Source organism: Rhizobium leucaenae USDA 9039 (genome assembly GCF_000426285.1).
In the GTDB taxonomy this organism is placed as follows: Bacteria; Pseudomonadota; Alphaproteobacteria; order Rhizobiales; family Rhizobiaceae; genus Rhizobium; species Rhizobium leucaenae.
On sequence record NZ_AUFB01000059.1, the window covers coordinates 1 to 14,009 of the forward strand.

A 14,009-nucleotide genomic window follows, 5' to 3' on the forward strand; every position below is an offset into this window, starting at 1 on the left:
TGATCCTGTCCGTCGCCCCAAAACCACTCTCACCGCAAAGGACAAACCCTTGTAAACGCGCTTAAATACGCCTGTTTGTGGACGGAAACTAGCTACGGGGAGCCCTGGGCGCTTTGCGGCGGACCGAGCATGGCGGGCGGATGATGAATTTCCGCGCTCGTCGTTCTTGCGGAACCGACTGCCGCCTTCTAGATCATGAACAATGTCGACGCCATGTCGGATCCCTGCGAACGGAACTTGACGCGGCTGCCAATCAACTGTTGCGCATGAAAGCCGCCTCTCGATCAGTCTTGAAAGCCTGACGTCGGCGCCAAGGCCTCGCAGATAGTCGCGTAGCGGACAAAAAGAGATTCTGGAAACACGTAGGCGATAAGCGAACCCTGCATGTGCGAGGGGTACCCGAATGCGAATACAGGATCTTTCGAAGATGAGCATCACGCCGCCCTCCTTGGAACCAAGCATCTGATCGCCAGTTTTGATTGCGGAGGAATAATGCCATGACCACACAATGGTGGGATAAAACTCTGATGCTGGAAACGAGACAGGCCGGCAGAGCGGTCGCGATCAACAGCGCCGAGCGCGCTGCCGATTTCCTGCTCAACGAATGGCCGGCAGAGAATACCGGCGAAGCCTATGAAGACGCCAAGAGAGCGGTTCTTGCAGCCCATGAGGGCAGAATAACTGCCGAAGAAGTGCGAGAGGCGATCATTAAGGCGGCCCGAGAGGATGGGGTCTTTGTGTACGGCCGGTGAGGTCATGCCTGCCTCCCGAATATATGTGGGAGGCAGCGATAGGTTTTTCTTCAGCGTCTTCGCGTCTTCCCCTCTGCGCGCGCTGCGAACTTATCAACGCGCCGATACATCTCCTTTTCGATAGTCTTGCCCGTATCGACTCGTATGGCGAAGAACCGATCGCGTAAGGCGAGCGCATCAGCTTCCGACTTGCAATCAGCGATGATGTGAGATCGGGGAAGCCTCTCCCCTTCCTCCACGTACCGGCAGGAGCCAAATGCAACGAAGGTTTTTGGCATAACCTTCTGGACCTGCAGGACGAAGAAGATTTCCTCGCTGCGATGAGTGTCCATCCAGTATTTGAAGGTGTATTCTCGGTAGGCTGCCGTCATATGGTCCGTAAAGCTGGTGAAACGCCAGCACCCGCTGGCCTGGCCGGCTACTCTTCTCAGCGAAGCAGCTGCAGGAGATTTTCGGCCCTCCCCTGTTGACAGGCTCTCAGTTGCTAAAATTCCTGTCTGCACTGGGCCAGTGAGCTATTTCTCCTCCATTCGGCTTCGAAGGAACTCTTCTATCTGAAGCGCTAACCTCGCTGGCTCCTGGCCCATGGTTTTGAGGTGAAGTTCCGGATTCTCCGGAGCCTCATAGGGAGACGAGACGCCGGTGAAATTGGCAATGTTTCCGGCAAAGGCCTTCTTATAAAGCCCTTTCGGATCTCGGCGCGCACATTCGTCTAAAGGCGTGTCAACAAAGATTTCGATGAACTCGCCTTCGCCCATGAGCTCGCGCGCCATACGCCGCTCGTCTCGGAAGGGCGAGATGAAGGAGCAAATTACGATCAGCCCTGCGTCCGCCATCAACTTGGCGACCTCAGCGACGCGGCGTATGTTCTCGACCCGATCAACTGCGGTAAAGCCAAGGTCACGATTAAGCCCGTGGCGTACGTTATCTCCGTCCAATAGATAGGTATGCTTGCCGCAAGTATGCAGAAGCGCTTCGAGTGCATTGGCGATCGTCGACTTGCCCGAACCGGACAGACCGGTGAGCCAAAGGACAGCAGGCTTTTGGTTCTTGAGAGCCGACCGCGCGGCCTTGTCGACGTCGAGCGCCTGCCAATGAACGTTGTCGGCACGACGAAGCGGGAAATCAATCATGCCGGCGCCGACGGTCGCGCTGCTTACCCTATCGACGATGATGAAATTGCCGGTTGACCTATTTTCCTTGTAGGCGTCAAAGACGATCGGTCGTTGCGTCATGATGTTGCAGACGCCCACCTCGTTCATCTGAAGCAGTTTGGCCGGTTCGCGAACGAAGCTGTCGACATTTAGTTGGTGCTTGAGCACAGTCACCGTGGCGCTGACACTGTCCGTCTCCGTCCGCAAGAGATAGCTTCGTCCGGGGAGCATCGGATTGGCATCGAACCAAATAAGATGCGCCTGAAATTGGTCCGAGACAAAAGGTCTTGAGGCGGGGTCAACCAGCATGTCGCCCCTCGAGACATCTACCTCGTCGGCAAGAACCAAGGTTACCGGTTCCCCTTCTGCGGCAGATATCTGGTTGCCATCAGGGGCAATGATCGCCCTGACCGACGATCGCAGACCTGATTTTGCAACGATCACCGGATCGCCGACCGCAATTTTTCCGGATGCGATCCGGCCCGCGTAGCTCGAAAATCCGCATTCGGCCGCATGACGAGCTGAACAGGAAAACGAAAGGGTTCTTGCCTGTCAGGTGCGTCGAGTTCCACCGTTTCCAGATATTCAAGAAGCGGGGAGCCTTGATACCAGGGTAATTTCCCCGATTTCGAAACAACATTGTCTCCGAAGCGGGCGGACATCGGAATGGCCATTACGCTGGCAAAACCCAGCTTCGCCGAGAAGCGCACGTATTCGGCCACAATGGCATCAAATATCGGCTCGCTGAAATCGATGAGATCGATCTTGTTCACAGCCAGGACGACATGGCGAATGCCGAGAAGCGAGGCGAGATAGGAATGCCTGCGTGTTTGCTGGAGTATGCCTTGGCGGCTGTCGACGAGGATGACGGCAAGGTCGGCAGTTGATGCGCCCGTCGCCATGTTGCGCGTATATTCGAAGTGGCCTGGCGTGTCGGCAACGATGAACTTGCGCTTCGACGTGGAGAAATAGCGATAGGCAACATCTATGGTGATGCCCTGTTCGCGCTCCGCCTCAAGGCCGTCGAGCACCAGAGAGAAATCGATTTCCTCGCCATTGCCGCCGCGGATGCCCCCGTGGCGAAGGTCTGCCAATTGGTCTTCGAAGACCAGTTGCGCATCGCAGAGCAGTCGCCCGATCAAGGTCGATTTGCCGTCATCGACCGAACCGCAGGTAATGAATCGAAGAACCGGTCCTTTGTCCTCTTGGACCAGATGCTCTTCCATGTCATGCGGCGATATCGAAAAAGGATATGGCATCAGAAGTACCCTTCCCGCTTCTTCTTCTCCATTGCGCCGGCCTCGTCGAAATCGATCAGCCGGCTCTGTCTTTCGGAGGTGCGTGCCTCCACGATCTCGCGCAGGATTTCCGGCACCGTCTCCGCACTGGATTCGATCGCGCCCGTCAAAGGGTAGCAGCCGAGCGTACGGAAACGGATCATGCGCTGCGTGACCGTTTCGTCGGGCTCAAGCGGCATGCGCTCGTCATCGACCATGATCATCCCCGCACCGCGCTGAACGACGGGCCGCGGCGCCGCGAAATAGAGTGGCACGACCGGGATGTTTTCCTTTTGGTTGTATTCCCAGACGTCGAGTTCCGTCCAGTTGGAAAGCGGAAAGACGCGCATCGTTTCGCCTGCGCTGACACGCGTATTGTAGGTTCTCCACATCTCCGGACGCTGGCGTTTCGGATCCCAAGCATGCTGTGCGTTGCGAATGGAAAAGATCCGCTCTTTGGCTCGCGATTTTTCCTCCTCGCGGCGTGCGCCTGCGAGCGCAGCATCGAAACTGAATTTGTCCAACGCCTGGCGCAGCGCCATGGTCTTCATCATGTGCGTGTGCACGTTGGAGCCGTCTCGAAACGGGCTGATACCCTGATCGATGCCATCCTGATTGACGTGGACAATCAATTTCAGGTCCATTTCCCGCATCATGCGGTCGCGGAAATCGATCATCTCCCGAAACTTCCACCGGGTGTCCACATGAAGAAAGGGAAAGGGCGGTTTTCCCGGGAAGAACGCCTTCATTGCGAGATGCAATAAAACGGAGGAGTCCTTTCCGATGGAATAGAGCACTACCGGATTGGAAAAGGTCGCAGCGACCTCCCGAATGATATGGATGGCTTCGGATTCGAGGTATCGCAGATTGTCGAAAGACATCTCATTTATCCTTGCGGAGCCGATGCGTCGTCAAGCTCGAAGAACTTCGCGTAGGGGCCGCCTGCAAAGTGCCGCCGTAGCTCTACAAAATTCCGCAGCGAGCGAGCGAGCGAGCGTGTTTCCTGCCGTTGAATGGTGGCGCGATTGGAAAACCGATGCGCGGGAGCTCCCAGGAAGGCCAAAACGGCTGCCAGGCATGCGCTCGGTTTAAGAAGAAGATCCTGGTATTCGATCATCAGCAGTTTGCTCGGATCAAACGCATCCTTGACCCGCGCATGGAAATCGTCGGCAGCTTTGAAATAGGCTTCGCATTCGTTCACTGACAGCGAGACACTTGGGGGCTCATTACGGTCCGGGCTGAATTTCAGCCACTGACCCGTTTGCCTTGCCTGCACCAGCGATCGTAGGGATTCCAATGTATTGCGAGTAAGCAAAATGACTTTGAGGCCTTGCCAGCGAGCCAATTCGTCGAAAAAGCCTGGACGCTCATAAAATTGAGGCTCGTTAATTTTACAGCCGACATGCGTCACCTTCTTCTTGGCTGGTGGATAGCGCATGTAGGCGAGCTCGAGAAGCTCGCGATCGCTGTGCCTCAGGCGATCCTTATCGGGCCAATTTTCATCATAGCTGTTGAGCAACTCACCGTTGCTCAAGATATTTGGATGATCGTTCAGCAACGCTTCGAGATAGTGCGTCCCAGTTCGCGGCATCGCAAGGATTACAAATGGCTCCGGCGACGGTAGGGAATGGATCATTGCGCATGTTTCCAACTGTTATTGATCACAAAGGTGGGGATGGCGCCCGCACAAGAACTTCGCCGTTGCGCCGACGAGCGTAAGGGCTCTCCGGCTGGTTCTTTACGCCAGGCTATTGAAAGACGTTCGTACTGCGGTCTGGCCAGTGCAGCTGAAACAGATCGGTATGATCCGTCTGCAGCCTTTGAAGGCTGGCATCGACTGCTTCGAAAAGGTTTGCGCGCGTGTAGCTGACGCGGCCGTCCAGGATATAGGGCAGGTTTGCTTTGGCTGGCCGGACGGGACCGACCGCTTTGGTCGAAAGCACCACATCCTGCCTGCGGCCGGTTTTGCGCAGCCAACTGTCGATATAGCGCGCCGAGAGACCGTCGTCCCGACGCGCGGTGGTACAGGATACATCTCCGCCGTGTCGACAAAGTTTACGCCTACATCGAGAGCCGCCCCGAGTTGCGCGCGTGCCTCGGCTTCCGTGTTCTGCTCTCCCCAGCCCATCGTACCCAAGCCGAACGCGCTTACTTTCAGGCCGCTGCGGCCGAGTCCGCGATACTGCATTTCATCACTCCGTTTCGTAAGCGGTCACGGCTTCAGGGCATCAGACGGCGCCGCAGAAGCGTTGCCGAAAGGAAGAACGGCAATGCCGCGTAAAGGCAGAGCGCACCGACATGCAGGCCGACGCTTTCCGCCGGCCGGCCGAGCATTGCTGGACGAATGAGGTCGATCGCATGTGCGAGCGGCAGCAACTGCGCCATTTCCTGAAATCCGCCCGGCAGTTGCGCGACCGGAAAGACCGCGCCGCAGAGGAACAACATCGGCGTGAGGACGAGCGTCTGGTAGAAAATGAAATAGTCGTAACTGGGTGCGAGTGCCACGACGACCATGGCCACGCTCGCGAATGCAAACCCTGTTAGCGCAATAACCGGCAGCACGCAGGGGATCGACGTCCACGCCGCATAGCCGAGCATAGTGGCGACGATCAAAATTCCCGTCCCGGCCAGAAACGCCTTGGTGGCCGCCCATGCCAATTCGCCGAGAATGACATCGCCGAGCGTCAGTTGTGTGTATAGGATTGCTTCCCAGCGGTGAGATTGCATGCGAGCGAAAGCCGCATAAATCGTTTCGAAGGTAGCAGATGTCATGGAACTTGCCGCAACCATGCCGCCCGTCAGAAACGCGATATATGGAGCCCCGTCCACGCGACCGACCATTATGCCGAGGCCGTAACCGAGACCGAACAGGTAGATCATGGGATCGGCGAGATTCCCGAGTATCGACGCAAGCGCAACCTTCTTCCATGCCAGATAGTTGCGGCGCCAAACCGCAATCCAGTTCCAAGCGTTAGCCGGCAGCGTTGTCGCATAACCTTCACCCATCATTCATTTCTCCATCTCGCGCCCGGTCAGCCGCAAAAAAACATCCTCCAGATTCGGTGGCCGCTGCAAAAGACGCAGGCCCGTTCGCCCGCGCAGTTGCGCCAAGACCGGCTCCGGATCGGACGCGTAACAAAAGAGCGTCTCGCCGCTCACCTCGAACCGTTGCGCATATGGCCGGATCGCTGAATGCAGTTCATGCGGATTGCCGCCGTATATTTCGATCACCTGGCAGCCGATCTGCTCGTCGACAAGCGCATGCGGGCGGCCCTCGGCGATGATGCGTCCCTTCTCGATGACGCACAGGCGATCGCACAAACGCTCAGCTTCTTCCATGAAGTGGGTGGTCAAGATAATTGTCTTGCCGCGCGCCAGAAGTGCCCGCAGGCGCTCCCAGATCAAGTGGCGCGCATGCGGATCAAGGCCCGTCGTCGGCTCATCCATGACAAGCAGCTGCGGGTCGTTGATCAGCGCACGCGCCAGTGTCAGGCGCCGCTTCATGCCGCCGGACAGCTCGGAAACGCGTGCATGCGCCTTGCTCTCAAGGCGCGCGAACTCGAGCAGTGACGGGATAACCTTTTCGACCTCGCGTGTGCTCATGCCGAAATAGCGTCCGAACACCACAAGATTTTCGCGCACAGTGAATTCGGCGTCGAGGTTGTCGAACTGAGGGACGACGCCGATGCGCCTGCGTGCCAAGCGGGCGCGCGCCGGCACGGGTACACCGAGCACGCTGATCTTGCCGGAATCAGGAAGAGTCATGCCGAGAACCATTCGCGCGATTGTGCTTTTTCCCGCGCCGTTCGGCCCGAGCAGGCCAAAGCATTCTCCCGCTCCAACGGAAAACGACAGCCCGTCGACGACGGTCCTTTCGCCGTAAGACTTCGTGACACCGGCAAGTTCGATTGCTACCGTGGACATGTGCTCATCTTCATGTTGTCTGCGACGCCAACTGGCGCCAATTCGGCGACCCGCTCCTTGGTGAAGAGCACGCCGTTGCACCATACATGGTCGATGCGTCCCCATTCGCAGGCTGCGGCAGCATCCGGGAAGAAGCCCCGTCCATGGAGGTTGGCACTCGTGTTGCAAAGCAGCGGAATGCCTGTGAGTTTTTCATACTCGATGAGGAGTTCGGTAACTGCGTGTTCAGAGCTCCTGGAAATGGTTTGCAAACGTGCAGATCCGTCGAGATGGACGACAGCGGGAATCTTGTCCTTCCACTCCGGGCGCGTCTGGTGGTCGAACAGCATGTAGGGATCGGGCGTTCCGGGACTGAATATATCCGGCGCGAGGTCCTCCAGGCATATTGGCGCCACCGGCCGGAAGTGTTCGCGAAATTTGACTTCGTTGAGATAGTCTTTCATTTGCGGCGACGTCGCGGCTGCGAGAATGCTTCTGCCTCCGAGCGCCCGGGGTCCGAGCTCGGCGCGCCCGGCAAGAAAGACAACGGGCTTATTGCTGGCGAGGATCGTGGCGAGTTCTAATATGCTGCACGGGGCAGCCTCCCATCCGGGCGGCGCATCGCCGTTTTTCAAAGCCGGGCCGCTGTAGACCGACCACTCCAGCGGCACAAAGCCTTCATGCGCCGCCATGGCGCTGCAGGCGGCACCGATTGCAGAACCACTGTCGTTCGGAAATGGCGGAACCCAGACGGCATCGAACAGGCCCGTCTCGCGCAGTGCACTGTTCCATTTGATGTTGAGACCACAGCCGCCGGCTATGCATAAATTACGCGGCCCTGGCAGTGAGTGGCGCTGCATGGCAAGCGCCATTTCACGGACTAAGAGAAGCTCCAGGAAAGAATGGAATGATGCAAGCACGTTTTCGGGCGCCTTATCCTCCAATCGGACCACGCTGGCATCGAAGAAGTCATGTACGGCTATAAGGGAAGATTCAGCGTCGTTGATGTTTGCGCGATAGCGACAGGCTCGCTCGGCATCGCCTGAAAAGTGCTCCTCGTAGAGCTCTTCGAACACCGCGACGATGTCTTCATCAATCGAGCTAAGCGCGATATAGGCCATCAGCTTGCCGGCGACACCGAGGTCCCAGCCCGCGCGGCTTGGCTGCTTATATGGCCCGAAGTAATGGCCCGCGGCAGCGTAAGCTTGCCCTATCATCGGGAATAAGGACTCAAGGAACCGCGCTCCGTGGCCATCGACGTGATAGAGGCGCGGGAAGATGCAGCCACCCCATACCAGGCAGAACGCGGCTTCACCAGCCTTGGCGAATGGACTGGTGCAGTATGCGGAGGCCACATGGCCGGTAACATGCGGATAGCTCTTATAAGAAAGAACCCGGTCGTCGAGAATAAGGCCGGAGCCGTCGAGCGAATCGAGAAGACCGTCGGGGTGGCGTTCAACGTAGGGCGCCCCCGTGAGAGTGACGGGAGCCGCGCCGCTGAGGACCTGGAAACGCGACTCGATCTCACCATCCCATCCGTCGATGACGAACTGATCGACGTCGCTTGGATTAAGACCGTGTTCCGCCAACGCGGTGACAATTGCGTCGAGATTGTCGATGGTTTGGTATCGGCGATTGTTGTCTTGCTTCTCCTGCTCAATGCAGAAGACTAGCCGTCCGTCCTCGATAAGGGCGATCGCCCCGTCATGGGTCAGCTTTATACCACAGATGCGCATAGTGTCTCCATGTCTAAGCTCGAAACTTCAATTGATTAGGAAGAGGAAACCGGATTGCGGAAACGGACGAGCAAGCAGTCTTCGTTGTCCGAGTCCCCCTGTAACTCAAGACGCTCTACCTCGACCAACATTTCGGTGAGAATGGCAATGACCGTCTCAGCGCCGGTAACATGACCCCAGCGCTGGCAGTTCGCATCGCGAGCCGAGCCGAAGACCAGATGCCCGCCCGGCGCAAGCATGCGAAGCAGGTTCCCAACTGCCATTCGCATCTCGGCAATGTCTCCGAGGTAATAAAGAACTTCTGCAACCACGATCAGATCGAAAAGCTCTTCAGAGGAAAACTGTTGTACGTCTGAGACAACCCAGCTGATATGTGCCGGCTTGTTCATGCGCCGGCGTGTTCGATCAATCGCTTCTGGCACGACATCGATAACGGTGAGGCGCTGGCAATGGGGCGCCAGTTTTTCCGTGAAGGCGCCGGCCGCACACCCGACTTCGAGTGCATTTGCGATGGGCCCCTGGGCAAGCGACAGCAGGAGCATTTGCGCGTGACGCTTGCGTTCGAACGGATTTCCGTCGAGGCGCCACGGATCATCTGCAGCCAGTTCGCGATTTAAAAGTTGATAATTGTCGTGCGTTTTCAAGCCGTCTACCTTGATAGAGCGATCATTACTGGTCGGTGCAAATGCCGTCATATGCCATCGATCTGGTAGCATCTCTCGCAAGATTGTGCCGGCGAAGCGGAGCTTCATTTTCTTGCGATTCTCTCGGGCTTGATGCAGCAACCGGGTCTTGGATGGCGTCCAGCTTTCCACCCTTGCCTGTTGCCTTGGCAGCAGAGCCGCGCGACAGCCAATCGCTATTGCTCAACGTACAGAGCGCGTAGGCCTTCAAGGGCAGCAGGAAAAAGATGTTGATGAAGGTATGCAGGGAGAAGCCGATAAATCGAAATTGGCGAGCACGAACCGCTGCGACGCTGCAGCGGATCATGGTCATCGATGCGATCATCAGGCATGTCCACCAGGGCACGGTCCCGGTGAGCGCGAACTGCGCTAGTCCGGTTAGCACCGATAGGGCGAGCAAGAGCGGTCCGAGGTTCTGACCAATGACGTCCAACGTGAGAAAACGGTCAAGACCAGGCAGAAGGTTCATTGCAAGCAACGTGTCACGGAAAGTGCTGCGTGCCCAGCGAAGTTGTTGACGCAGATAAGGGCGCAGCTTGTTTGGAACAACAGTTGCCGCGATGGCGGTTGGAACATATTCGGTTCGAAATCCGGCCTTCAACATGAGAATCGTAAGATGACGATCTTCGCCGAAATCGCTTCGCTTTCCCCGGAACATTTGCGTTTCGTACTGGTCGAGTAGCATGGTAAGCGCAGTCCGGCGGTACATGGCGCATGGGCCACAGCAGCACATGACAGCACCGAAACGAGCCTGTGCCGCGCGCTCCTCATTACAGGCCAGCCAGTATTCCATGTCGATCAAACGGGTCAACCAGGTCTCGTGGCGGTTGCTGGCGGCAAGCTGGCCCATAGCCGCGCCAATTGCCGGATCTTGCATCTTGAGTGCAAGTTTCACGACGACGTCTGGGGCGAGAATGGTGTCGGAGTCGACGTTGAGGACCAAATCCCCAGAGGAACGGCGTATCGCTGCTATCTGCGCCTTGCGCTTTCCAACATTCTCCCTGAGCAGAATGAATGTGAATCTTGGATCGCGTGCAAACGCCGTGTGGACGGGCGTGATGGCGTCGCGATTGCTGGAACCGTCATCAACCACATAGACATTCAAATCCCCAGCGTATTCTTGCTGCGCGATGGACTCCAGGCAGTCCCAGAGTGTGCCCGGATCCTCATTGAAGGAGGGTATGATGACATCGACGCTCGGCCATTGCGCCGAAGCAATGGGCTCTGCAGAGGTCGATGGCTCCTCGATTGGCCGAGCATAAACGACCTGCATGCTTTTATAAGCCGTCGAGAGCATCGCATAAAGCGAGATAGCGGCAGTGCTGGTTGCGTCGAGCAGATTCATGAATATCGCTTTCAGTGATGTTGAGGAAGCGAGCGGATTAAAAATCCGCGGTCGCGCACGACTGGGATGATGCGAGAGAGTGCCATGATGGTATGACGGCGCAGACTGCTATCTACGCTCGGCTTCGCCTCGCTTGGAGGGCATCCGTCGTGCAACAGAACGATTGCCCCGGGACGGATAGAGGCGAGCACTGCATCGACAATGGCATCGACGCCAGGACGAGACCAGTCTCGCGGGTCCACAGACCAATGGACGGCCGCCAGCCCTGCGCTCGCCGACACGGAAAGAACGTCTTGGGTCCAGCTCCCGTAGGGAGCGCGCATATATTGCACCGACGCCTGCGGGCATGCAGTCTTGATAGCCCTGCTCGCCTCAGATATCTCATGTTCTATTTCGCCGGGACCGCAATTGGACAGGTCCGGATGGGTCATCGTGTGATTGGCGACCTTGTGCCCTTCGGCGATCATTCGTTGGATGAGTTTCGGCCGCTCGGCTGCGTAAGTTCCGATAACGAAGAAGGTTGCGGGCGCCTGATGTTGCGCCAGCACGTCTAGAATCTCAGGCGTACAGAAGGGATGAGGTCCGTCGTCAAATGTCAGATAGATGCTCGGCCGGTCGGTGGCGTCATCGCACGCATTGGGCATTTCGTATAAGCAATCGAGTTGCGTCATAGCTCTGGCCCGTTCCGATCGATTACCGTGCCGGCAGGCCAATCGGAGATGGATCTTCCAATCGGCAGGACGATGACAAGCGCGTCGTCAATGCGTGTGGGCGGCTTGTCGAGGCGCGCCTCCGGTAGAGTGGACGACACACGAATCCCCGATAAGATCGTTACCGGACCGTAACGGCCGAACCTTTCGATATGCTTTTGCAATGCGGGCCGAACGGTGCCGAAAGCAAATGGAACGGCGAGTTCGCGCAATACAGGAAGCATGGCGTGAACTGAATGCCCGATCCCCAATCCCTCGAGATCCGGACGTACGCCATATAGTCCGAGCTCACCCACCAACTGATCAATTGCGCCAATTTTAATAAATCGGCGCAGCAAGCCCAGATGAGCCGCGACACCATTAGCATCATAGGCGATGAGACGAAGTTCGGGCCTTGCTCCCGCCCAGCTTCGACTGCCCTCGAATGGTTTTGCATTAAAGGGCCCGGTTGGCCCATAGGTCATCCGAAAGAAGTCGGCGAGCTCGATATGCTCGGCGAGTTCCAACTCGTTTTCCCAGCACAGTCTCCACCGCACCTTTGAGCGCATGCAAAGACCTCCTTTTTCCTGCTGTAGTTCTGAGGGAAACATCGTGTGATTGCAGCAACTGCTCGTCTACCCACGTCATACGCCCCAGGCGGTCGCAACGGCATACAATCGTTATAGTAGAACCTTTCTATTTCGCTCGCGTCTGAGATGATCAACTCTCTGAATACTTCCGACCGTCGTCGGTCGTTCGTAAGCTTACGCCGATGTACTCGTCTGCTAATCGACATACTTGTCAGGTTATCGACATTTTCCTCATGCACCATCATGCCGAATCGGTAAAATTGATTGTTTGGATGGCAACCATCCACATCTTGAATGAAGGAAAAGATGCGCTTCAAAGGACTGGACTTAAATCTTCTCGTCGCGCTCGACGCATTGATGACCGAGCGTAACCTGACGGCCGCGGCACGCAGCATCAATCTCAGCCAGCCTGCGATGAGCGCTGCTGTGGGCCGATTGCGTGTCTATTTCGAGGATGAACTGTTTACGATGAATGGTCGCGAACTTGTCCTGACGCCGCGTGCGAAGGGCCTTGTTTCGGCCGTACGTGAAGCCTTACTCCATATCCAGCTTTCGATCATTTCCTGGGAGCCGTTTGATCCCTTTCAGTCGGATCGCCGTTTCAGGATCATTCTTTCCGATTTCCTCACACTCGTGTTTATGGAAAAGGTCGTGAAGCGTGCTGCGCGGGAAGCCCCAGGCGTGAGCTTCGAATTCCTGCCCCTCGCCGATGATTACGACGAGCTTTTGCGCCGTGGCGAAGTCGATTTTATCATTCTCCCGGACGTGTTCATGCCAACTGGACATCCTCGAGCGAAACTGTTTGAGGAAAGGCTCGTATGCGTGGGCTGTGGCAGGAACCAAGAGCTATCACAGCCGCTTACATTCGACAGATACATGTCCATGGGGCACGTCGCGGCCAAATTCGGGAATTCACGAAGACCATCAATCGAAGAATGGTATTTGCTCGAACACGGTTTTAAGAGACGTATCGAGGTCGTCGTGCAGGGCTTCAGCATGATCCTGCCCGTTCTGTCCAATACCAATCGCATAGCGACCGTGCCGTTGCGACTGGCGCAACATTTCGCAGAAGTTTTGCCCCTTCGGATCATGGACCTTCCACTGCCGCTTCCCCCATTCACAGAGGCCGTTCAATGGCCTGCGCTTCAAAACAGTGATCCGGCGAGCCTATGGATGCGCGGGATTTTATTACAGGAAGCATCGCGCCTTGCCCTCCCGTCGGCAGAGCATTGAGTGGATGCCAGCAATGTTGCTGGAGCCCATCTCATGCGGATACTCGCAAGATCGGCTTAGAGTTTATAGGGAAGAGAGGCCATCGAAGCACCTGGCTTTCAACGGATCTGGCAAGTCGGCGAACGGTGCAAGGCAGATTGGCAGGAATGTCTTTGATGCCGTCGATAGAACGCCAGTTTAAAATAACAATGTGTGTGAACTTGTACCGCCAGCAGGTAAACATTCTGGTCAGCGGTAATGTGCTTGGTGGTGCAAAAGGGGTGGAATACACGCATATCGAAAAGTACCGGTACGGATCATGTCCCAGGACGTGGTGTAGCTTAGACGACCACGGCTCATCCCAGAGGGTCGGATGAGTATCAGCTTGCTGCTGGCAGGCTGATGAGCGGATCATCGCTCATTGTGGCGATTGTCTCAAGTGTCATGTAGCGGGATCGCTGGACGGCCCATTCATCGTTCTGTTCGAGCAGCAGCGCACCGACCAGGCGCACGATGGCGTCGTCGTTGGGGAAAATGCCGACGACCTCTGTGCGCCGCTTGATCTCACCGTTCAATCGCTCAATGGGGTTGGTCGAGTGAAGTTTGGCCCAATGCTGCTTGGGAAAGGTCATGTAGGCGAGCACGTCTTGCTCGGCACTGTCCATGAG

The 14,009-nt window shown here is 56.7% G+C and carries 14 protein-coding genes and 2 pseudogenes; 2 read left to right on the top strand and 14 right to left on the bottom strand.

Going from position 1 to position 14,009, the window contains the following annotated elements:
* Positions 1-497 precede the first annotated feature (497 nt).
* The gene (locus tag K290_RS0132205) at positions 498-752 is read left to right on the top strand and encodes a DUF982 domain-containing protein (RefSeq protein WP_004126001.1); all 255 of its coding nucleotides are present in this window, start codon (positions 498-500) and stop codon (positions 750-752) included.
* Positions 753-802: 50 nt separating this feature from the next.
* Here K290_RS0132205 and K290_RS0132210 read toward each other — a convergent pair whose 3' ends face one another.
* From K290_RS0132210 to K290_RS0132265, 13 genes and pseudogenes are all read right to left on the bottom strand, one after another.
* Entirely contained in the window at positions 803-1,123 is a 321-nt protein-coding gene (locus tag K290_RS0132210; protein ID WP_004125998.1) for a hypothetical protein, read from the bottom strand.
* Between the two features lie 144 nt (positions 1,124-1,267).
* A pseudogene (nodQ, locus tag K290_RS35605) lies at positions 1,268-3,165 on the bottom strand (bifunctional sulfate adenylyltransferase/adenylyl-sulfate kinase NodQ).
* On the bottom strand, positions 3,165-4,064 hold the full coding sequence (gene cysD / locus K290_RS0132220) for a sulfate adenylyltransferase subunit CysD (RefSeq protein WP_004125988.1): 900 nt from the start codon (positions 4,062-4,064) through the stop codon (positions 3,165-3,167). Before cysD ends, nodQ begins: the two are co-directional and overlap by 1 nt.
* Positions 4,065-4,069: 5 nt before the next feature.
* Positions 4,070-4,819: a sulfotransferase domain-containing protein gene (locus tag K290_RS0132225; RefSeq protein WP_004125985.1), complete on the bottom strand. Its 750-nt coding sequence runs from the start codon at positions 4,817-4,819 to the stop codon at positions 4,070-4,072.
* 112 nt (positions 4,820-4,931) lie between these two features.
* Complete coding sequence (locus K290_RS38825; protein ID WP_331384342.1) at positions 4,932-5,129, bottom strand: aldo/keto reductase; 198 nt, start codon at positions 5,127-5,129, stop codon at positions 4,932-4,934.
* 134 nt (positions 5,130-5,263) lie between these two features.
* Positions 5,264-5,371 (bottom strand): annotated as a pseudogene (locus K290_RS38890) (aldo/keto reductase); the annotation flags it as partial.
* A 32-nt stretch (positions 5,372-5,403) separates the two neighbouring features.
* Complete coding sequence (locus K290_RS0132235; protein WP_004125979.1) at positions 5,404-6,189, bottom strand: ABC transporter permease; 786 nt, start codon at positions 6,187-6,189, stop codon at positions 5,404-5,406.
* 3 nt (positions 6,190-6,192) lie between these two features.
* Entirely contained in the window at positions 6,193-7,107 is a 915-nt protein-coding gene (gene nodI / locus K290_RS0132240; protein WP_004125976.1) for a nodulation factor ABC transporter ATP-binding protein NodI, read from the bottom strand.
* Positions 7,095-8,822: a nodulation protein NodU gene (gene nodU / locus K290_RS0132245; RefSeq protein ID WP_004125972.1), complete on the bottom strand. Its 1,728-nt coding sequence runs from the start codon at positions 8,820-8,822 to the stop codon at positions 7,095-7,097. Before nodU ends, nodI begins: the two co-directional genes overlap by 13 nt.
* Before the next feature lie 35 nt (positions 8,823-8,857).
* Positions 8,858-9,574 carry a nodulation methyltransferase NodS gene (nodS, locus tag K290_RS0132250; RefSeq protein ID WP_004125970.1) on the bottom strand — a complete coding sequence of 239 codons (717 nt, stop codon included), beginning with the start codon at positions 9,572-9,574 and terminating at the stop codon, positions 8,858-8,860.
* Positions 9,492-10,850 carry a chitooligosaccharide synthase NodC gene (gene nodC / locus K290_RS0132255; RefSeq protein ID WP_004125966.1) on the bottom strand — a complete coding sequence of 453 codons (1,359 nt, stop codon included), beginning with the start codon at positions 10,848-10,850 and terminating at the stop codon, positions 9,492-9,494. Before nodC ends, nodS begins: the two co-directional genes overlap by 83 nt.
* Positions 10,851-10,861: 11 nt before the next feature.
* Entirely contained in the window at positions 10,862-11,521 is a 660-nt protein-coding gene (nodB, locus tag K290_RS0132260) for a chitooligosaccharide deacetylase NodB (RefSeq protein WP_004125963.1), read from the bottom strand.
* Positions 11,518-12,108 carry a NodA family N-acyltransferase gene (locus tag K290_RS0132265; protein WP_004125955.1) on the bottom strand — a complete coding sequence of 197 codons (591 nt, stop codon included), beginning with the start codon at positions 12,106-12,108 and terminating at the stop codon, positions 11,518-11,520. Before K290_RS0132265 ends, nodB begins: the two co-directional genes overlap by 4 nt.
* A 327-nt stretch (positions 12,109-12,435) precedes the next feature.
* Between K290_RS0132265 and K290_RS0132270 the strand changes: the two genes are divergently transcribed.
* Positions 12,436-13,362, top strand: a complete 927-nt coding sequence (locus tag K290_RS0132270) for a LysR family transcriptional regulator (protein ID WP_004125953.1) — start codon at positions 12,436-12,438, stop codon at positions 13,360-13,362.
* A gap of 359 nt (positions 13,363-13,721) precedes the next feature.
* Here the strand turns inward: K290_RS0132270 and K290_RS35615 are convergent.
* The coding region (locus tag K290_RS35615) for a transposase (RefSeq protein WP_202595647.1) at positions 13,722-14,009 on the bottom strand (288 nt) is incomplete at its 5' end.